This window comes from Methanospirillum hungatei JF-1, from assembly GCF_000013445.1.
GTDB classification, from domain to species: domain Archaea; phylum Halobacteriota; class Methanomicrobia; order Methanomicrobiales; family Methanospirillaceae; genus Methanospirillum; species Methanospirillum hungatei.
The window spans coordinates 1,269,790-1,290,084 of the sequence record NC_007796.1; the positions used below are offsets into that span (position 1 = coordinate 1,269,790).

Here is a 20,295-nt window from a genome sequence, read left to right on the forward strand (position 1 = left end):
TACATGGTTGACGCGAAATCCTTTAATGATTCGGGTATGGATCATACAGATCAGGGATCTCAAATGATCCATACTTCCCACCGCCACCGGGATGAAGAATGATATGCCCCTCGCGAAATGACCGGATTGCTTTTGAAAGGCGGATATTTATTGCTGCAATCTCTTCAGGAGGAGTTTTCATAAGAGTAGTAATTTCGTCACCGAACCGGTCAATACACTGACAATAGAGATCTCTGCAGCGCCGGGTTGTCGGGCTTTTCGTGTCAAGGACACGCTGAATAATTTCAGAAAGGGGGATAATATGAAGATAAGGCGGCCGCTCTGATACAGGACCTGATGAAAGGGATTGTGCACGCTCCTGAACGCCTTTTTTTATCCTCCCGCCATCATCAGGGCATTTCCATGAGGTCGCTGCTGCTTCTTCAAAGGAGAACTGGCGAAAACATCTGCTACATGCGGTCCGGTTATATTTTCCTTCCTCTGGGAAAAATCCGACATTCATCACGATATTCGCCTGCTGAACGGCAGTGAGCACACCGATGGCATCTGATCTTTTCAGTTCCAGGACGGTGAACTCTCTTCCCAGCTTTGATGGTTCAGGACTGTGAGCATCAGAGTTGGTCAGGAAGGGCACTTTTGCAAGCTCAGCTATGCCTGCTCCATACCTGCTGTCAGCCGACAGACCAAGTTCAAGGAGATCGACCTGTTCATGAGCATAGCAGGATGAGAGTGACGGATGCATAGCATATACTGACGTGTAGGGAGTAAATGCATGGGCCGGGCCACCAATACCTCCGACTGCATGGACATGGAAGAGGATCTCTTCTCCGGACAGGGGTACACGGGGGCGGCCATTTGAATCCATGTCCTTGCTATGTGGCCCGAGCCTTTTTGCAAGCTCTGCTGCTGCATCAAAATCAGGGAGCAGAATCACATGATGGACCCGGCCTGCTCCTTCAATTTCCGTAGTGGGAACAACGATGATATCATCATCAATAGGAACATCCTGCCACATCCGTCTCCATTCAGGATGGAGAACATCACCGGTTCCAATAACAGAGATTCCTTTGACTCTGCAGCCTTTGATGATCTCTTCCGGCACCATCCGGGGTGATGATGCCATGGAAAAACAGGAATGAATATGAAGATCTGCTGCTGCCTGCATATTCAGCCGATGTATGAAAGTTCTTCCTCGGACTTTCTCTCCTGCTCTAAAAGCCGTTGGAGGGCTACTTCCATCTCACCTGCCCGTTCGGTCAGCTTTGCATCATCTATCTCAATCCCCAGGAGTTTTGTCAGAACTGAGAGAACCGTCGTGGCACTCCTGGGATCGACAAGGTATCCGGATGTCTCGCCCATCAGACAGATTCCCTCTATACCAAGTGGTATTGAAAGACCAAGCATGAGTCCTGCTGCACCAATAATGCCGCCACCAGGCTCTCCTTCGCTAAAAATCCCTCCGGCATCCTCAACCTGCTGTCTGAGATCCTCACGGTTCACAGCCGCAATAACCCGGGTAACCTCGTTGAAATGACCAATACCATACCCGCCAATGGTGTAAATTCGTCTGACTCCAAGCTGGTGACAGATATCAACATAGACCTGGGATAAAAGATAATGACCTTCACCGGAAGTACTCTGAAAATCGCCGACTAGGAAGAGATACGTACCTTTCTCACCCGAATACCGGTATATCTCATTATTACAGAGACGGACTGTTCCTCCTTCCTGGATGATAACCTGGGGAGGGAAATATATGGAGTTGATTTCTGCAATCCGGACAGCCCCAAGCTCCTGGATCATGTGCTCTGCGACAAGTTTTCCCACATGCCCGATTCCAGGGAGACCTTCAATCATGATCGGAGCAGTCCTGTCTTCAGGAGCTATTGATTCCTCAAATCGTATGGTAATATCTTCCATCATTGCAGTAATCCTTGGGTGTTCAATGAATGTGTGTTATCTGATAGTGTTCTGATTCTTTTGTAAAAATCAGCGAATCATCCTCCGGTATTTTCCATATCGATCATCAGGAGAATACCTGGCAGGATGGGGAGTTATTGTGGGTTTCCCACAACTGGAACAAGTTTCAGAAAGAGTGTAAAGATTATCCGAGGGGCAGTATCTGATACGCCCTTTCATACATGCTTCCCGGACTTCGATTTCCGGCTGAATTTTCCTTCTCCACCGGCTCGTTTCAGAACACCGATGGCTGCACTTGAGGCCTTCTCAAGAGCCTTCTCAGCATCCTTATAATTCGTTGCAATAACCTTTATACGGTAATTAGGCGCTCCAAGATAGGTTATCTCTATCTCTGCTCCGTCTACCTTCGGCTCTGCACTACGAAGGGCACGTCTGATGATATTTACCCCATCTGACTTGGTAGACCGCAGGAACAGGTCTCCGGAGATGGTAACCGATGGTAGTTTTACATTTTCGGTTGCAATGGTATACAGGGCATCAGCAAGCCCGGAGTCTATTTTAAGTTTATTCAGGGCATCACGGCCTTCGGTGACAAAGTCCTCAAAGGCTGCGTACAACTCACCATATTCACGATAGAGTGCACTTGCAATATCCTGGGCACTATCAGCTTTGCCAGCTGCTTCAGCCGCAAAACCGATCCATTTTTTTGCCTTGGATTCATTCTTCCAGACACGGATCTTCTCACGGCGCTGGTGCTCGTTGACATCCTTTAAAGAGAGATCGATGTGACCTTTCTGGGGGTCGACATTCAGTACCTTGCATACAACCTTCTGTCCCTCCCTGATGTGGTCACGGATATACTTAATCCATCCACGGGCCACTTCAGCAATAGGGATCAGTCCCTCCCGGTTGTTATACTCGTCAAGCGTGACAAATGCCACGAAATCTTTAACATTCTGAACTGAACAGACGACAAGTTCTCCCTGTTCAGGCCACTCTCTCTCCTGCATCAGGCTCTCACTCAAATGCAGTTATAATCTCTGCTTTGATTTGTGCTTTTCCACCGGTCGGGGTGGCAAGGTTTGAGCCACAAACAATGCAGTCAACCGGCGTGCATGCACGGTCAAAGATAGTCTGTTCATTCTCACAGTCCGGGCATTTTACCTTGACAAACTTGCTCCGATTCTCTCGTGTTAATTGTACCATTATAATTACTCCGTAAGTTCGAACTTTCCAACCCTGAATCCTGCTCTCAGGTGTGCTTTCTTGCATGCAGTGCAGCGGTACCGGATATTTACTTTCTTGGTCGGCTTGTCGCCTCCGGGAACTTTGGAGAATTTACCCATATTCCCAACCTGTCCTCTCCGTGCTTTCTGGCGATCAATCCAGTGGAGTCCGGTGGTTTTACCTTTCTTTACCTTCTCTACCTCATGCTCCTCATGTTTGTGACAGAAGGGACAATATGTGCGGAATTTTGCTGGCATCTTCATGATTTTGGCCACTCCTCGTGTATAGAATACCTACATCATTAGCCCGGATGTATATTTAAGACTATGTCGCGTTCAACCAGGACTTGTGCATTTCTTGAGGGGAGCGTGAGAATATCTCCTGCTTCCATCTCATATGTCCGTCCGTCAATACCCATAAAAGGTTCCATGCTGGAAAGCGCTAACACGATATCATTTGCAAAAGGAGCGTCTGATGAGGTTTTTATCACGGGTTCAGGATAATCGGACTCTTCTGCGCGGTTAATATCCTCAAGAGCGGCAGGTTCAGAGACCTCAACGCACAAGTTCTCCTCATCATGTACCACGCGGACCTGCCGTCCAGGAGTTGCCTTCCATTCAATGAGCTGGCTTTTGCTCTGCCGGATCGCATCAACTATCCGGTTAAACATCTCAAGTTCGGCAGGAATGAGTGAACGAAGCTCCTCCCGCTCTATATAGGATCCCTCGGCCTGGCTGAGCGCAAGCCCCACGATCTTGTCCGTCCGGATCTTGAACAGTTCTTCAACCGTTGCCCTGACGCTGGATACCTTCTCGATGAGCAGACGGGCCTCATCTGAAAACGGATCCTCATGACTGTAGACCTCCTGCTGAAGGGACCGGATGTGCTCGGAGGTTTTCAGGAACAGGTCCGGAGATATCATCGTCAGTTCACCGGTATCACGCTCTTCAAGAAGAATGGTGCGGAGTTCATCAAGATGCATGATCCAAAACCCCCCCGATCTCTGCCATCCCTCTGCAGCAGAGAAATACTCCAACGGCTTCCGGGACTTTTAACCGGCCTTTCGGGATATCGTATGATGATCCAAGAAGGGAGAAGGAGTACTCCCGCTCTGATTCGATGATGACCTCACGCTCTCCAAAAGCAACTGCATCGATAAGCGGATCAAAATCATGAAGTTCCTTCACCTCCATCGGAACCACTTTAAAACCGGATTTTGCATGAAGGGAACCAGGTAGTCGGATAAGCCGCCGGGTATCCGTAGTAACCGGTTCATCAGCCTGTACTGCAGCCTCCCTGATATGAGGGAGAAGGGTACTCTCCCGCTCCGAAGTCAGGGCTCCAAAAACGGTCCTTACCGTCTGGTCACGGAGAAGGATCGATGAGGGATTGGTATTCAGCAGCGTGATGAGTTCCGGTATCATTCCGGCAAACCGTTCTGCCATGACCTGCCCGACACCTCGTAAGGAAGATAATTCTGCTTTCACTTCTTTTATGGGCCTGGTGCTGAGATCCTGAAGATACCTGGTGAGAACGAGTCTGAAACGGTCATGCCATCCACGTCTCCCCGGTTTCCAGTCATGAAGGAGAAGAGAAGGACTGATACCGGTCCCGCAGACATAATCAACCAGCTCCCGCCGTTCAGCCGGTTCAAAATCACGGAATGCCAGTTCCTGAACATGAACATGATACCCTCGTCCCCCTGAAAAGACCAGCTTTATCGTCCGCATGTCAATTCCCAGCTCATTGTCAAGGACATCCAGTAATTTCTCAGCCTCTCCCTTGATCCGCTCAAGCATCGCTTCATACGATCCCCGCATGATGTGATCCGCATCAAGATCAAAGATGAGATCAGCCCCCAGCCATTCTTTGTCGCCCATTGTCGGAGCCTGCGGAGTCCGGTAATATGCTGTTGAGTAGTACGCATGGGCAGGGACCAGACTTTTCACATACTCCTGCATCTCATCCCCGGATGAAAACCCGATATGACGCCTCATCCTGATATCATCAGGGTACCGGTCATCAAAGAAGATAAAACCAAACTCCCTCTCCTTTACTGATGAAGGAGGGGATATTCTGGCTTTATCATAGTAATCGGTAAACCGTTGTTTAATAAATATCCGGGTAGCAGGTCTCATTCCTCACAGATCCTTAATCATATAGGGGCCTTTCCTGAAATACCCAAGTTTCTGATAGTAGGGTCTGACCCCGATCCCTGCCATGATCGCAACATGGCTGTATCCGGCATCCGCTGCGAGCGTCTCTGCTTCAGAGAGAAGTCGTGTCCCGAACCGTCTGTGTTGCTGATCCTCACCTCTTCCTTCCTGCCCGATCGGGACCACCATCCCATAGACATGAAGTTCACGGACAAACGCAGCATTCTCAGTCTCCGGTCGCCAGGGTTCTTTGGGGAACCGCAGCCGTGCGAATCCGACCAGCGAGTCATCAGATTCAAATGAGATAAACCGTTCCATACCCCCGCAGCACTCATAGGGCAGAATATTCAGGACCGGCTCAGCCTGTGATCGTCTCCTGCCTATCTCCCTGCACCTGATACATGAGCACCTGCCACCTCTCTTGTGCAGACGTTGTTTGGCCAGTTCCCGGAAGTTTGAATGAGGAGACCCTGCCACGATCTTATCTGCAGGAATGTCCCGCTGGATTCGCTGAAGCCGGCAATATGGTGCTATCTCCATCTTTGCATCGGCCACCAGATCGATGAGGTCGTCTTCATCATATGGTGCATAAGCCCCCGATTCATAGAGCTCTTCGATCTTTGATCCCGGTGTCACAAGGCACGGATATATTTTCAGAAAATCAGGTCTGAATCGTGGATCCGCAAAGAGATCATGGAACATCTGCCGGTCAGATGCGAAGGTGCTTCCTGGGAGATTGGGCATCATGTGAAACCCGACTTTGAGACCGGCATCACGAAGAAAGGTATTTGCTTCCACGGTATCTGCAACGGTGCATCCCCTCAGGTTCAGGGTCAGGATTTCGTCGTCAAGGTGCTGGACCCCAAGCTCCACCTTTGTCACGCCAAGATCAAGCATCCGGTCAATATGCTCCTTCCGGCACCAGTCTGGCCGGGTTTCAAAGGTTATCGCCACACACCGTACTTTGGCGGTTTCATTTCTGGCAAATATCTCCTCCCGGCTGGTGTCGGGTAACGGGTTATCTGGGTATTCATTCATTGCCCTGATGCATTCGGTCACAAACCATTCCTGGTATGATGGCTCCCGGGCGGTCATGGTCCCTCCCATGACGATGAGTTCAGCCTTATCCACGTGATGCCCGAGCTCCTCAAACTGGGATAATCGTGCATGCACCTGATCATAGGGGATGAAATTGTGTGCAAAGGCACGTTTTGCGGCAGGTTCGCCACCGGTATAACTCTGGGGAGATTGAAAAAGCGAATCCGGGCCACCCGGACAGGGAAGACAGATACCATGCGGACAGGGGGCCGGTGATGTCATGACCGCGACCGGGGCCACACCAGACAGAGTTCGTGATGGTTTTACCAGAAGAACAGGACGAAGCAGCGGATACTCCTCAGGGGTAGCGCAGGATAGAATATCTGAGTTCCGGGGAACAACCGGCAGATGATATTTTTTGCAGATAGTCTTGACTATCTTTCGAAGTTCTCGCTCACCGGGAGGAGTGGAGAGAATGAGAGAGATTATCTCCCGGCAGGCGGGGGTGATGTCCATGAAATTAGTTCTCAACAGCTATCTCAGAAGGTGTGGACATTTCATGGGAAAAACTTAGCATCGCCGGCTTACGCCCGATGTGATCGACAATCTCCTGACCAAGAACAAGAATAGCCTCTTTATGAGACTTTTTGTTTTTATGTATGTGCACCGGTGAAATATGCAAACTATTATACCGCTCTGTTGGGATTTCCTCATTGGTGATGGTTTCGTAGTACTTCCTGACATGAATAAACAGCATATGTAAATGTAGCAGCTCCTCTTTCTGCACTCTATCACCTAGAACAGTCACTTGGCATCTTCACCGGGGATAACATATAGGTTATGGGAATCTTTTATTAAAGGGAAGATGCAGAGGGGCGCATAAACCTCTAGCTCCATGAACTGAACCTGTTTTTCTGCGCACCAGAGAGAGAACATGCTCCAGATCTTATTCAGGGTGTATATCGTGGCAAACCTTCCGGAAGGGGAACAACCCTCACCAAAACAGGAGACGGCCCTGTTCTGCACGGAGCAGCTTCACCTTCCAGCACATCAGTAATGATGTATTTTTGTCCCTCTACGACTCCAATCGGATGACATGCCGCAAAAGTTTCACATGCTTCATCACATTCAGGAAACTTCACTACAATCGTGGTATTTTTTCTGGCTATATCAGGAGATACACGCATTTCAACCGGGGCTTCCGCTACATCAACCGTGACAGCCCCCCCATGGTGAACAGGACACCGGTGTGAGGCTGCACGTATAGCTACCACTTCATACCGGCGGCCTGATTCAAGGTTATGACAGACCCGTGCAATAGTGCATGACTCACATTGATCTGCCCGGCCCATGTAGACAAACTGGGTCCCTGGCTGTGCATATACTGACCCGACAATGGTTACCCGTGTTTTTTTCTGCTCCATACCCTTACTCCTCGTATAACATCTGCACCAGATGCTCTGCTGATTCCCGTGTCAGTCCCATGTCAAGGATAGTGAACCGCTCAGGTCTTATATCCCGTGCTTTCATGAGTGCCTCTACGATCACCTCATCAGGAATGTTCAGTTCCCGGGGAGTGGTTGGGGCACCTATCCTGGCAAGGGAGGATCTAATCTCCCGCCAGTCCCCGCCATGCAGATACATAGTCATTATTGATCCGATTCCACATGCCTCGCCATGCAATGCTGCCCCTGGCATCAACCGTTCCAGTGCATGACCAAATTTATGTTCTCCTCCTGATGCCGGCCGTGATGAACCGGCGATTGCCATCGACACCCCTGATGAAACAAGGGCCTTGACTACAATCCAGGCTGCCTCTTCCTGACCTGGTTTTATCAGATTCGCGTCCTTGACCAGTATCTCAGCGGTCATCTTTGACAAGGCAATAGCATATTCGCTGATCTGTTCTCCCCTCAGCCGGTGAGCCAACTCCCAATCAAGAATGGCGGTGTAATTGGAGATGACGTCTGCACATCCGGATGCCATAAGCCGGTGGGGCGCCTGGGAAATAATCCCCGTGTCAGCGACTACTGCTATCGGGGGATGGGCACCAACTGAAACACTGCCAGTCTCGGTGGGAAGGGTTGCCCTTCCTGAGATAATTCCATCATGCGATGCCGCGGTCGGGACGCTGATGAACGGCTTACCCTGTTTGTACGAGACAATCTTGGCACAATCAATAACTCTTCCCCCGCCAACACCAATAAGGAAATCCGCTGAAGATGAGGCCTGACTACAAGCTTCGAGAGTATCAGCATCCAGTTTTCCTGCAACAAAACGTCTGACTTCGTACTGATCTTTCAGAATATCCGCGACGGTATTTCCCGCAACTTCACGGGTGGTCCCGCCGGATATGAGAAGAACTGATCGGCCGGGTTTTATATCCGCGATGATGTCAGGAAGTTGCATTATCGCCTGATGACCAATCAGAACGTCCCGTGGAAGCTGGGTCCATCTCGATTTATTGAAGCCATCCGGCTGCAATACCTGTACCGGGTCTGTGCTCATGGAGTTCTCAACACATGATTAGGGAATTCATCTACAAATATTACATAGATCCCATCCGTTATGGTCAGCCATATACTCTGGTTGATACCCTTACTTATGCACTCATCCTGCTGGTATGTATCTGGCTGATTTACCGATGGCTTGAAGCAAACCATATCTCTATTGATCGGGAGTTTGTATACTCCCTGATTCCGTGGGTGGTATTTGGCGGTTGTCTGCGGGTTGTCGAGGACACCGGGTATATTACCTCTGACCTGCATGTGATATTTACAACGCCGCTGATCTTCTTCCTGATATTCGCACTGGCAATGCCGGTTCTCTTTATTGCAAATATTTGTGAGAAGAGAGGGATGGTTCAGTCCTGGAAAAAGCTTTTTCAGTGGACCGGGATAGCACTTACTCTGGTAACACTTGGGTTTCTCACCTGGTTTGGTCTCACAAACGCCCATATTGATACACTGGTCGGTCTGGCAATCCTTACCATGGCAACCGTTACAACCGGTCTTTTATATACTCTCATCAGGTATGGATTCGGGTGGCACTATATGCAGGACCGTCTCTATCAGATGCTGATATTTGGTCATATGCTGGATGCCAGCGCCACCTCATTTGGTATTGACCTGCATTCAGTTCCCTACATTGAACAACATGTGGTAGGATCTGCTCTGATTGACCTGACCGGTACTGCGTTCGTTATGTTTCCACTGAAACTGCTTGTGCTGATTCCCGGTATTTATATCCTCGAACTCTACCGCCGTGAAGGCGCCTCAGGTATCTGGTACCTGATTCTGCTCGCCATGATCATGGTCGGTCTTGCCCCAGGCATCAGGGATATGATGCGAATGGTGCTTTATGTCTGAAACGTTTAAAATTTCTCATTACCTGGCTATTTCAGGAATAATTCTTATAGCCGGATTTGCAGCAGGATTTGTATTATCATATTTTGATCCGGCATTTGGTGAGTCACTAGTCAACCTGTTTCAGGAGATGGTAGCAGGTCAGATAATGGGTGATGATCCACCAGTGCTGGCTCTCCAGTTATTTCTAAATAACCTTGAGGCATGTGTCGTCATCTTTATCGGCGGTGCATTCTTCGGGTTTATCTCTGTTGCAATACTGATGCTGAATGGTGTGATCATCGGTGCAGTTCTGGAAGTTGTCAGAAAAGAAGCAGGGTATATCGCCCTTTTTGCAGCTATTGTTCCCCATGGGATCTTTGAACTTCCCGCTGTTATTGCATCCGGAGCACTTGGACTGATGATGGGGCGGGCAGTGAAAAATGAGTTGTCAGGAATTTCAGATGCATCTTTTGAGGCATGGCGTCTTGGGGGGTATTTTGTGAAATATATAATCCCGTTCGTTGCCATCGCAGCCGTAATCGAGGCATTTATCACACCGGCCGTCTTACAACTGGTGACATAGGAGCTCATGAATGGAGGAACAGGAAGGAACGCTCCCTCAAAAGGCAGATTTCTCAGGCTGGTACAATGATATCCTCTGGCGTGCGGAGATTATGGATGTCCGCTACCCGGTAAAAGGACTGTATGTGTGGTTCCCGTTTGGATTTGGTATCCGGAAACGGGTATATGGTATTCTTCGGGAATTACTTGACCGGGACCATGAGGAGACATTGTTTCCGCTTCTGATACCTGAACCGGAATTCATGAAAGAGGCTGAACATATCAAGGGTTTTGAAAATGAAGTATACTGGGTCACCCACGGAGGAACGACTCCCCTTGATATCAAACTCGCCCTTCGCCCGACCAGTGAGACGGCTATTTACCCGATGTATGCTCTCTGGGTAAGATCACATGCTGATCTTCCGATAAAAGTGTACCAGATTGTCAATACATTCAGGTACGAGACGAAGCATACACGCCCGCTTATCAGACTCCGTGAGATAACCTCATTTAAGGAGGCTCACACGGTCCATGCTACCTGGGAAGATGCTGAACGTCAGGTTGAGGATGCCATTGCACGATACCGGGAATTTTACGATCGGCTGAATATTCCGGTCCTGATATCAAAACGTCCTGACTGGGATAAGTTCCCGGGTGCAGATTATACCATCGCCGTGGATACCATCATGCCGGATGGGAGAACGCTTCAGATCGGAACCGTCCATCATCTTGGCGATCACTTCTCAAAAACATTCAGCATCCAGTATGAGGATACAAAAGGCCAGCAGCAGTACTGTCACCAGACCTGTTATGGCATATCAGAGCGATCAATTGCAGCCCTTATCAGTATGCATGGTGATGACCGTGGCCTTATGCTCCCACCCGAAGTTGCCCCGGTGCAGATCGTAATCGTCCCGGTTATTATGAAAAAGCGGGAGGAAGAGATCATGCAGGCTGCAGAACTGCTTGAGAAGGAGTTACAGAATGCAGGATACCGGGTGAAGATTGACACCCGTGATCTCAGACCTGGTGCAAAATATTACTACTGGGAGATGAGGGGAGTTCCTCTCAGGCTTGAAATCGGACCACGTGACCTTGACAATGGTGTTGTTATGGGAGTTCTCCGGTCTGGCGGTAAAGAGTCACTTCCACGGGCAGATATCATTGCTGAGGTGAACAGGAAGATGACTGAGTTCACGGCAATCCTTCAGGAGCGGGCAAAAACCCATATCAAAGATCATCTGGTCATGGTAAAAGAGGAATCTCTTGTGAATGAGATGGTTTCAAAAGGTGTTGTCGCTGTTCACTGGTGCGGGAACCGTGAATGTGCCGACCGGCTTGAAGAGATCGCTGATGCAAGCGTTCTGGGAACTGAAGTCAGGACCGATCTTATCGATCAGACTCCCGGTACCTGTATCATCTGCAAAAAGCCTGAATCAGTGGTCACCCTTATCGGCAGATCCTACTAATCTTTTTTCGATACCCGTATAGACTCGTAATACCTATTTCCTGTATAATGACATTCCAATTCCCTGCTGCACTCACTATTGCCGGATCTGACCCTTCTGGTGGTGCAGGGATTCAGATGGATCTGAAGACCTTTGCAAAGACGGGAGTATGGGGGATGGCAGTCATCACTGCACTCACCGCCCAGAATGCAGCACAGGTGACCGGCTCATGGCCGATGGACCCGGAAATGGTAAGGGAGCAGATAATTGCCGTTCTTGAGGACCTGACACCGGGAGCGATAAAAACCGGGATGCTTGCAAATACAGAAATTATAAAGGCAGTTGAAGAAACCGTTCCCAAAGATGTTCCCCTGGTCATTGATCCGGTGATGATCTCAACGTCAGGATACCGGCTCCTGAATGATGATGCTATCTGTGATATCTGTGAGCGTCTGATACCCCTGGCACATCTCATAACCCCAAATATTCCTGAAGCAGAAATCATCTCCCAAATGAAGATCGCGTCTGATGAAGATGTGATTCTTGCTGGGAGTAAAATTATGGATCTTGGAGCAAAACAGGTTTTGATAAAAGGAGGTCATGGTAAGGGAGATGATGCGATTGACTACCTTATCATGAAAGAGGGAAACATATCCTTTCGTCATACCAGATTACCATATGATGTTCATGGATCCGGGTGTTGTCTTTCAGCAGCGATAACCGGATATATTGCACAAGGGTTTGATGATATATCATGCTGCAAAAAAGCAAAGGACCTGGTTACTTTTGGAATCCGGCATGCATATGAGGGAAAAAACAAACATAAAATGATTAATCCTTAGAATATTCAAAAACCAAGATAATGATAGCCGATCTGCATGCATGAGCCGGCAATGAATCATATATCAATGAACTGTTGCTCATGGCTATAATGAGTGGGTAATCATACCCCGAATTACACCATACGTCTCAATATATAAAGGATCTCCACCTCGGATGAGACTATTTATAGCTGTTTCACATATAGACGACATACTGGTTCAGGAACCTGATCTGATCCACTCATATGAACGTATGATTTATACATCCAGGGGTTATCATGGAAAAAAAATGGGTATATTCATTTGCAGAAGGGGATGGAAAAAATAAACAGTTACTCGGTGGAAAAGGGGCAAATCTGTGTGAACTAACACAATCAGGGATCAGGGTACCTCCCGGATTTGTTATAACTACCGAAGCCTGTCTGTCATATCTGAATGACCCTCATCGCACACTACCTCATGATCTGATGGAACAGGTCAAAACCCATCTTCGCTCTGTTGAAGAGGCGATGCACCGCAGATTCGGAGAGAAGAAAAAACCTCTTCTGGTATCTGTCCGTTCTGGCTCAGCCATGTCCATGCCAGGAATGATGGATACCATTTTAAATCTCGGGTTAAATCAGGACACTTTGGAGGGGCTTATTCATGATACCGGGAATGAACGATTTTGTTATGATGCATATCGCCGGTTTATCCAGTTATTTGGGAAAGTTGCTCTTGGAGTTCCAGATGAATTATTTGACGAAGCATTTGAACAGATAAAAAAACAGGCACAAGTTACCCAGGATATTGATCTGTCAGCCCGTGATCTTAAGGATATCTGTAAGAAATTTCTGCAGGTTGTCGAGCGTTACACCGCAAAACCCTTCCCTCATGATCCCAATGAACAACTGGAGATCGCAATAAAAGCAGTATTTAATTCCTGGATGGGGAAACGGGCGGTTGACTACCGAAGGGAATTTAAGATAACTCCGGAGATGGCGAACGGGACTGCAGTAAATATTGTCGCCATGGTCTTTGGAAATATGAGTAATAATTCTGCAACCGGGGTAGGATTTACCCGTGATCCAGGGACCGGGGAGAATGTCATCTTTGGTGAATACCTGGTAAATGCCCAGGGTGAGGATGTTGTCGCAGGAATCAGGACACCTAAACCCCTGGCGGCAATGGCCGATGAGATGCCTGGGATTTTCAAGGAGTTAATGGAACTCCGTAATTCGCTGGAATCACATTTCAAGGAGGTCCAGGACTTTGAATTTACTATTGAGGAAGGAGTACTCTATTGTCTTCAGACAAGAAACGGGAAGATGAATGCAACCGCCATGGTCAGAACATCGGTTGAGATGGTGCATGAGGGACTTATAGATAAAAATCAGGCACTCCTTCGGATAAAACCGGATATGCTTGAACAACTGCTCTTCCCAAGACTGGACCCTCATACTGATATGCAGCCGGTTGCAAAAGGGCTTGCAGCCTCTCCAGGTGGGGCATCAGGGATTGCGATTTTTGATGCTGATCGGGCGGAGAAGATGGGGCATAATGGCCATAAAGTCATATTGGTCAGAGAAGAGACAAAACCGGAGGACATTCACGGATTTTTCGCATCCCAGGGAATACTCACAAGCCGGGGAGGGAAAACATCACATGCGGCAGTCGTTGCAAGAGGTATGGGAAAGCCCTGTGTTGCAGGAGCAGAAGGGATCACTGTTGACGTTAAATTACGTCAAGCTATCATCGGGGAAGTCAGGATATCAGAAGGAGATATCATAACCATTGATGGATCAACCGGTGCAGTGTACCTAGGAGAAGTGCCCCTTATTGAAGCGGAATTTTCCTCTGATCTTGTTACTCTTCTCTCCTGGGCTGATGAGAAAGCCAGACTTCTGGTCATGGCAAATGCAGATACCCCCGCCGATGCAAAGCGTGCATTAAAATTCGGAGCAATGGGTATTGGTCTTTGTAGAACGGAACGGATGTTTAATGATCCAGCCAGGCTTCCCATCGTCATTGACATGATCATTGCAGATACAAAGGAAGAACGGGAAAAAGCACTTGATAAATTACTTCCCATCCAGCGGGAGGACTTCAAAAATATTTTTTCCATCATGGCACCACGACCAGTTACTATCCGGCTGCTTGATCCTCCGATACATGAATTTTTACCCCAGGAGCAGCAACTCATCGATGAAATAGATATTTTACGTAATCTGCGTAAGAATCTCCGGGGTCTTCGTGTTCTTTCAGATACGGTCTCATTCATGTATCAGAATGATCCTGCCCATCCAAAGGTCCTGACTCCTGCAGATCCGGAACTTCTTGATGCAGTCATATTAAAGAAAGAGATGATGCTGAGTAAAGTCCGATCTCTGCATGAGGTAAATCCGATGCTTGGTCACCGGGGAGTCCGGCTCGGGCTTACCTTCCCGGAGATTTATTCCATGCAGATTCGTGCAATCCTTGAGGCTGCAGCAGAGTGCAGAAAAGAGGGGATCGATGTCCATCCGGAGATTATGATCCCCCAGGTATGTACTGCCCAGGAGTTAAACAGGGTAAAGGAATGGGTTGCTGAGATTCACAAGCAGGTAGAGGACGCATATGGTCTGAAAATCTCCTGTTCCTTTGGATCGATGCTGGAGGTGGTCAGAGCCTGTATGCGTGCAGAAAACCTTGCCGAAGAAGCTGAGTTCTTCTCATTCGGAACAAATGACCTTACCCAGGCGACCTTCTCATTCTCACGGGAAGATGCAGAGAATAAGTTTCTGCCGATGTACAACATGAATCACATCCTTCAGGATAATCCCTTTGAGGTACTTGATGTGAAAGGTGTTGGAAAACTGATGGAACTGGCCGTTCAATGGGGGAGGACAACACGACCGGGTATGAAAGTAGGTATCTGTGGAGAACATGGCGGTCATCCGGCTTCAATAGAGTTCTGTCATCAGATAGGGCTGACCTATGTCTCTTGTTCTAGTCCACGGGTTCCGATTGCCAGACTTGCGGCTGCACATGCAGCAATAAAATCAAGATAATTGGTTTTCATCTTTTTTAATACGTCTTTTTCTTCGGTACCTTGATGATATCTGCTGCACTTCCAAGGTCAGACTGTACCTGGATGAAATAATTCGTTGCCGGAGCGGTGCTCTCTACCTTCCCGGTCGCTGTATCAATATCTCCCTGCAGACTGTCAACTCCTGCTATCGTTGCATCCATTGCCCGAAGGAAGAACTCCCGTGATTTTTTATACGTGTCAGAAAGGGTCATCTGTTCTGCTGAACTCTTCGCCTGCTCTGCAAAGGTCTTCATTGCCGAGAGATCATCGATCGTCATGCCCTTGTAGGGATTGATAATCTTTTCATTTTGGGGGTCCAATTTTTCTATGGCTTCAATAACCAGGGTCTTGTAATCTTCATCATGAGTGGCCCCTGTACATCCTGCTGTATATAAGAAACAAATGAGGAGAATCGGAATCAGAAATAAATGTCGGAGATAACTCATGATATGGGTTTCTGTTTTTTTCCTTAATAAAGTCTGCTTATCTTTTCCAGATCACTATTCAAAGAGCCAAACAGAGAATCGCAGTCAATAGTAGTGTTAAATCAATTGTATCTGCACAATACAACATATCTTCAGAACCAATACCTGGCAATAACTCAGGGGATTATCTCATAATGAAAATCTGCTGCGAATTGTGGCATAAAAATATTTTGGAAAAACCGAAATAAAAAAGGATTATTCCAAGGCATGAACATCAATGAGCTCACAGTAATAAGCAAACGTTATGAATTATTTCTGAAAGTTACGCATATTCCATGATTGTCGGGATCACACTGAATTCTTAATGACAAAAACATCGCAATATCTAATTCCACGTAATGACCAGTATTTCTATCCAGGGGGAACTACTTATTCTATGACCACATGGGAAGAATCAGCAGACGTAGTATTTAAAAATGGGATTATGTTCAACCCATATACCTGTGAATGGGTATATGAGGATTTTGCTGTCAGAAATGGGATAATAATCGGTACAGGTCCGGGATATACAGGAAAAGAAGAGGTAGACCTCAAATCCTCCTATGTCTGCCCTGGTTTTATCGATGCTCATGTCCATATTGAAAGTTCATTGCTTACCCCGTATGAATATGCACGGCTGGTTATGAAGCACGGAACAACCACGGTTATTGCAGATCCTCATGAAATTGCGAATGTAAGTGGAACTGCAGGGATTGAATATATGCTTCAGGCACATGCAGATCAGCCATTGGATATCATGGTTATGCTGCCGTCCTGTGTACCCGCCACCCCACTTGACGAATGTGCAATGACACTCACGGCTGATCTGCTTCGGCCCTTTATCGGTAAAAATGAGGTACTGGGCCTTGGAGAAATGATGAACGTACCCGGCGTTTTGTCAAAAGATCCCCTTGTTATGGATAAACTTACTATGACTCCCATCCGTGACGGACATGCACCTTTTCTGACCGGGCCAATGCTGGATCAGTATATTACCACCGGACTTCAAAGCGATCATGAAACCACGGTATTGAACGAAGGGAAAGAAAAACTACAAAAGGGATGTTCCTCTTTATCAGGGAAGGCTCGACTGAACGAAATCTGCAGACGCTCATCCCTCTGGTAAACGGATGTTCATCATCACGCTGTAGTTTCTGCACCGATGATCGCCATGCTGATATGTTGGTAACATCCGGCCATATTGACGATTGTATCAGAAAAGCAATTGAATTTGGATGTGAACCGGAACTTGCATACAGAATGGCAACGCTCTCACCCGCAGAACGGTTTCGTTTGTATGACAGAGGTGCCATAAGTCCAGGTCGTATTGCTGATTTCTGTGTTATTGAAGATTTAAAGAAATGCACTGTCCATTCCACATATAAAAACGGGAAACTCGTATTGCCAGAACAATTCAGATCTGAAAAAAATCATACGATAAAAAACTGGCCATTCCATGCAAAAACCCCCTCTATGGAGGATATCAGGATAACCGGAACAGGCATCGCACGGGTTGTCCGGATACAGGAAGGACAGATTGGAACGAAGGCAGAGTACCTTCATCTGTCAAGTGAAGACATTCCTGATCTGAAAAGAGACATATTAAAAATTGTCGTTGTTTCACGCTATTATCCGGATATTATCGGCGTGGGTCTGGTTCAAGGTCTTAGACTTACCCGGGGAGCAATGGCATCAAGTGTTTCACATGATTCCCATAATATCATCGCAGTTGGTACAAGTGATAGTGAAATCATCTCAGCGATTGCTTCCGTGATAAAGAATACGGGAGCTATGGTTGTACGGGATGGAGATGAGGAGGCATGTTTACCTCTCTCTTTGGCTGGATTAATGTCAGAATTGCCGTATGAAGATGTATGTAGTGCTTTAGAGAGTATTCATCACCTTACAACAGCCTGTGGTGCGATACGAGATCCCTTCATGTACCTCTCATTTCTGGCATTATCAGTAATTCCAGAATTACGGGTAACAACCAGGGGAGTTTTTGATGTAAACCGGTTTTCCACTGTACCTGTCTTTATTGATGAAGAAGAATCAGGAAAACCCTGATCACTTTATTACGAAGTCGAGTGCTCCAAATTTTTCAGAAAACGTTATTTGAAGAGATTACCGGTTGAAAATCCCTTCATCAAATAATCACCGGTTTTATAATATGACCGGTCAAGGGGGTTATAAAAGAAGAAAGGTGCTTCCTGCAGATCAGGCTTCCCATCTGCTGTCAGATATGAGTCATCAATAAGAACATCCACAACCTCAGCAACAAAGAGATCATGTACTCCGACATCAACTACGTGTGTGATCCGACATTCGATAACGAGGGGAAATTCATCAACATAAGGGGCATTTACCGAAGGGGCACGAACCGGAGTAAGACCGGTATCAGAAAATTTATCCCGGTCTCTTCCTGATGATACACCAAAATAATCAGCCTCTTTTACATGGGCTGTTGAAGGTATGCAGATAGTACAATCTTTCTTTTCTATCAGAGCCTGATAAGTATGGCGGGTCCGCTGTACGGAAAATGAGATGCTTAGGGGATCTGAACTACAGACTCCGCCCCATGCTGCAGTCATACCATTTGCTTTTCCGGTGGTATCATACGTTCCGATAATGAGAACAGGAGTTGGAATGATTGCAGGTTTCTTCCCGATTGATTGTTTCATACCAGATAATGGGATGTGAATACAGAAAACTGATACCCTGGTATAAATGCGAACAGATATTAACGGCCGGGTATGATTCCTCTATCAGGACTATACCATGAAACATCAACATGTTGATCTGAAATCTATCGCATGGGAAACTATGGAGAGGTATGGGTTTACTCCCCGGTTTCCCCGTGAAGTCATCCATGACACGAATCACTTATCCCCAGAACATCATATAAAAATCAAAAAAGGAGTCAAAGACCTCCGAGGGCTTCTCTGGAGCTCTATTGATAATGCGGATTCAGAAGACCTTGATCAGATTGAGTTTGTGAAAGAAGGAGAACATGGTGAGATTCATGTGAAAGTGGCCATTTCAGATGTTGATCATTATGTGACCAAGAATTCCTCAATCGATAACCATGCAGGACATAATGGAACATCGGTTTATCCAGGGATTGTAACCTTTCATATGCTCCCCGACCGGCTTTGTAAAGGGATTACCTCACTTCTTCCAGGTCAGGACTGTTATGCAATTATTATTGAATACATGGTTCTTCCAGATGGAGAAGTCAGACCAGGAGATATTTACCGGGGAGTGGTTCGGAATAAGGCGAAACTCGTGTATGAAGAGATCGGAGACTGGCTGGAAGGTAAGATTTCGGTTCCATCACGGGTTGCAGAGACAGATGGTTTGAAAAAGCAACTGGAACTACAAAATGAAGTTGCAGTACGCCTTCGATCTCATCGAAGAAGACAAGGCGCCCTGGACCTTGAAACTCTTGAGGCTCACGTGGTCTCTGATGGTGAAACAGTTACTGACCTGGTAATCCAGGAACAAAATGCTGCCCGTTGTCTTATTGAAGAGTTTATGGTCGCAGCAAATGGAACGATGGTGGCTTTTCTTGAGAACGCCGGTCTGCCCATGATACAAAGGGTCGTCAGGGTTCCCAAGTACTGGGAGGAGATTCGGCTTGTTGCTGCGAAATTCGGAGAGAAACTTCCATTCAATCCGGATGCAAAATCACTCTCATCTTTCCTGATAAAACAGCGTGAAGTAGATCCTGAGCGATTTCCAGATCTCTCTCTTACGGTTGTAAAACTCATGGGTTCAGGAGAATATGTCCCTTTTATTCCTGGTAAGACTCCTATCGGACACTTTGCTCTTGCAGTCACCGATTACACGCATGGCACCGCTCCAAACCGGAGATATGTTGATCTTATCATCCAGCGGCTAATCAAGTCTGTTCTTCTGGGAACCAAATCCCCTTATCATGTCAGGGAACTTGAGGAAAAAGCAGAATGGCTCTCCGGTCGGGAAAAGGCAGCAAATAAGGTTGAACGGTTTATGAGAAAATCTGCCGCGGCAGTTCTTTTAAAACCAAGGATTGGAGAGACTTTTGAGGGATTTGTAACCGGTGCATCAGAAAAAGGAACATATGTCAGACTTATCCGCCCCCCGGCAGAAGGAAGAGTAATGCGAAGAGAATCTGGTCTTAAAGTGGGGCAGAAAGTGATGGTGAAATTATTAAAGACCGATCCGTATAATGGCCATATCGATTTTGAATACCTGCATGATGCTGGAAAAGTATAGAGAAAAA

At 47.2% G+C, this 20,295-nt stretch carries 22 protein-coding genes; 8 read left to right on the forward strand and 14 right to left on the reverse strand.

Annotated elements, in window-relative coordinates:
* Window positions 1–22 precede the first annotated feature (22 nt).
* The 12 genes from MHUN_RS05890 to MHUN_RS05940 all read right to left on the reverse strand — a co-directional run bounded on the left by MHUN_RS05890 (window position 23) and on the right by MHUN_RS05940 (window position 8,849).
* Window positions 23–1,123, reverse strand: a complete 1,101-nt coding sequence (locus MHUN_RS05890; RefSeq protein WP_239441573.1) for an endonuclease Q family protein — start codon at window positions 1,121–1,123, stop codon at window positions 23–25.
* 44 nt (window positions 1,124–1,167) lie between these two features.
* Window positions 1,168–1,923 (reverse strand): proteasome assembly chaperone family protein, encoded by a 756-nt coding sequence (locus tag MHUN_RS05895; RefSeq protein ID WP_011448153.1) that lies wholly within the window; start codon window positions 1,921–1,923, stop codon window positions 1,168–1,170.
* A gap of 66 nt (window positions 1,924–1,989) precedes the next feature.
* Complete coding sequence (locus MHUN_RS18175) at window positions 1,990–2,139, reverse strand: RNA-protein complex protein Nop10 (RefSeq protein WP_011448154.1); 150 nt, start codon at window positions 2,137–2,139, stop codon at window positions 1,990–1,992.
* The gene (locus MHUN_RS05900) at window positions 2,136–2,930 is read right to left on the reverse strand and encodes a translation initiation factor IF-2 subunit alpha (protein ID WP_011448155.1); all 795 of its coding nucleotides are present in this window, start codon (window positions 2,928–2,930) and stop codon (window positions 2,136–2,138) included. The genes MHUN_RS18175 and MHUN_RS05900 overlap by 4 nt, the downstream gene beginning before the upstream one ends.
* 7 nt (window positions 2,931–2,937) lie before the next feature.
* Complete coding sequence (locus MHUN_RS05905; RefSeq protein ID WP_011448156.1) at window positions 2,938–3,126, reverse strand: 30S ribosomal protein S27e; 189 nt, start codon at window positions 3,124–3,126, stop codon at window positions 2,938–2,940.
* A gap of 5 nt (window positions 3,127–3,131) precedes the next feature.
* Window positions 3,132–3,410: a 50S ribosomal protein L44e gene (locus MHUN_RS05910; protein WP_011448157.1), complete on the reverse strand. Its 279-nt coding sequence runs from the start codon at window positions 3,408–3,410 to the stop codon at window positions 3,132–3,134.
* Between the two features lie 38 nt (window positions 3,411–3,448).
* The gene (locus MHUN_RS05915; protein ID WP_011448158.1) at window positions 3,449–4,129 is read right to left on the reverse strand and encodes a hypothetical protein; all 681 of its coding nucleotides are present in this window, start codon (window positions 4,127–4,129) and stop codon (window positions 3,449–3,451) included.
* Window positions 4,119–5,285 carry a DNA primase catalytic subunit PriS gene (priS, locus tag MHUN_RS05920; protein WP_011448159.1) on the reverse strand — a complete coding sequence of 389 codons (1,167 nt, stop codon included), beginning with the start codon at window positions 5,283–5,285 and terminating at the stop codon, window positions 4,119–4,121. Before priS ends, MHUN_RS05915 begins: the two co-directional genes overlap by 11 nt.
* A gap of 3 nt (window positions 5,286–5,288) precedes the next feature.
* Entirely contained in the window at window positions 5,289–6,857 is a 1,569-nt protein-coding gene (locus MHUN_RS05925) for a tRNA uridine(34) 5-carboxymethylaminomethyl modification radical SAM/GNAT enzyme Elp3 (RefSeq protein WP_011448160.1), read from the reverse strand.
* A gap of 4 nt (window positions 6,858–6,861) precedes the next feature.
* The gene (locus MHUN_RS05930) at window positions 6,862–7,128 is read right to left on the reverse strand and encodes a UPF0058 family protein (RefSeq protein WP_143709381.1); all 267 of its coding nucleotides are present in this window, start codon (window positions 7,126–7,128) and stop codon (window positions 6,862–6,864) included.
* Between the two features lie 163 nt (window positions 7,129–7,291).
* Window positions 7,292–7,765, reverse strand: coding sequence for a UPF0179 family protein (locus MHUN_RS05935; RefSeq protein ID WP_011448162.1), 474 nt, complete (start codon window positions 7,763–7,765; stop codon window positions 7,292–7,294).
* 4 nt (window positions 7,766–7,769) lie between these two features.
* Window positions 7,770–8,849, reverse strand: coding sequence for an NAD(P)-dependent glycerol-1-phosphate dehydrogenase (locus MHUN_RS05940; protein WP_011448163.1), 1,080 nt, complete (start codon window positions 8,847–8,849; stop codon window positions 7,770–7,772).
* A 14-nt stretch (window positions 8,850–8,863) separates the two neighbouring features.
* Between MHUN_RS05940 and MHUN_RS05945 the strand changes: the two genes are divergently transcribed.
* From MHUN_RS05945 to ppdK, 5 genes are all read left to right on the forward strand, one after another.
* Window positions 8,864–9,709 carry a DUF63 family protein gene (locus tag MHUN_RS05945; RefSeq protein ID WP_011448164.1) on the forward strand — a complete coding sequence of 282 codons (846 nt, stop codon included), beginning with the start codon at window positions 8,864–8,866 and terminating at the stop codon, window positions 9,707–9,709.
* A complete protein-coding gene (locus tag MHUN_RS05950) occupies window positions 9,702–10,271 on the forward strand; it encodes a stage II sporulation protein M (RefSeq protein WP_011448165.1) in 570 nt (189 codons plus the stop codon). Before MHUN_RS05945 ends, MHUN_RS05950 begins: the two co-directional genes overlap by 8 nt.
* A 10-nt stretch (window positions 10,272–10,281) precedes the next feature.
* On the forward strand, window positions 10,282–11,718 hold the full coding sequence (gene proS / locus MHUN_RS05955) for a proline--tRNA ligase (protein ID WP_011448166.1): 1,437 nt from the start codon (window positions 10,282–10,284) through the stop codon (window positions 11,716–11,718).
* A gap of 47 nt (window positions 11,719–11,765) precedes the next feature.
* Window positions 11,766–12,539 (forward strand): bifunctional hydroxymethylpyrimidine kinase/phosphomethylpyrimidine kinase, encoded by a 774-nt coding sequence (thiD, locus tag MHUN_RS05960; protein WP_011448167.1) that lies wholly within the window; start codon window positions 11,766–11,768, stop codon window positions 12,537–12,539.
* A 257-nt stretch (window positions 12,540–12,796) separates the two neighbouring features.
* Window positions 12,797–15,547: a pyruvate, phosphate dikinase gene (ppdK, locus tag MHUN_RS05965; protein ID WP_011448168.1), complete on the forward strand. Its 2,751-nt coding sequence runs from the start codon at window positions 12,797–12,799 to the stop codon at window positions 15,545–15,547.
* 16 nt (window positions 15,548–15,563) lie between these two features.
* On the opposite strand, the gene MHUN_RS05970 is transcribed toward ppdK, so the two are convergent.
* Window positions 15,564–16,013: a hypothetical protein gene (locus tag MHUN_RS05970; protein WP_011448169.1), complete on the reverse strand. Its 450-nt coding sequence runs from the start codon at window positions 16,011–16,013 to the stop codon at window positions 15,564–15,566.
* A 415-nt stretch (window positions 16,014–16,428) separates the two neighbouring features.
* On the opposite strand from MHUN_RS05970, the gene MHUN_RS19865 reads away from it, so the two are divergent.
* Together MHUN_RS19865 and MHUN_RS19870 are read left to right on the forward strand one after the other, a co-directional pair.
* On the forward strand, window positions 16,429–17,157 hold the full coding sequence (locus MHUN_RS19865; protein ID WP_338040842.1) for an amidohydrolase family protein: 729 nt from the start codon (window positions 16,429–16,431) through the stop codon (window positions 17,155–17,157).
* Window positions 17,094–18,098, forward strand: a complete 1,005-nt coding sequence (locus tag MHUN_RS19870; RefSeq protein ID WP_338040843.1) for an adenine deaminase C-terminal domain-containing protein — start codon at window positions 17,094–17,096, stop codon at window positions 18,096–18,098. The genes MHUN_RS19865 and MHUN_RS19870 overlap by 64 nt, the downstream gene beginning before the upstream one ends.
* 44 nt (window positions 18,099–18,142) lie before the next feature.
* Here the strand turns inward: MHUN_RS19870 and MHUN_RS05980 are convergent, their stop codons facing one another.
* Window positions 18,143–18,712: a flavin reductase family protein gene (locus tag MHUN_RS05980; protein WP_011448170.1), complete on the reverse strand. Its 570-nt coding sequence runs from the start codon at window positions 18,710–18,712 to the stop codon at window positions 18,143–18,145.
* Window positions 18,713–18,809: 97 nt separating this feature from the next.
* Here MHUN_RS05980 and MHUN_RS05985 point away from each other — a divergent pair, with 97 nt between their 5' ends.
* Entirely contained in the window at window positions 18,810–20,288 is a 1,479-nt protein-coding gene (locus MHUN_RS05985; protein WP_011448171.1) for an RNB domain-containing ribonuclease, read from the forward strand.
* The last annotated feature ends 7 nt before the right edge of the window (window positions 20,289–20,295 follow it).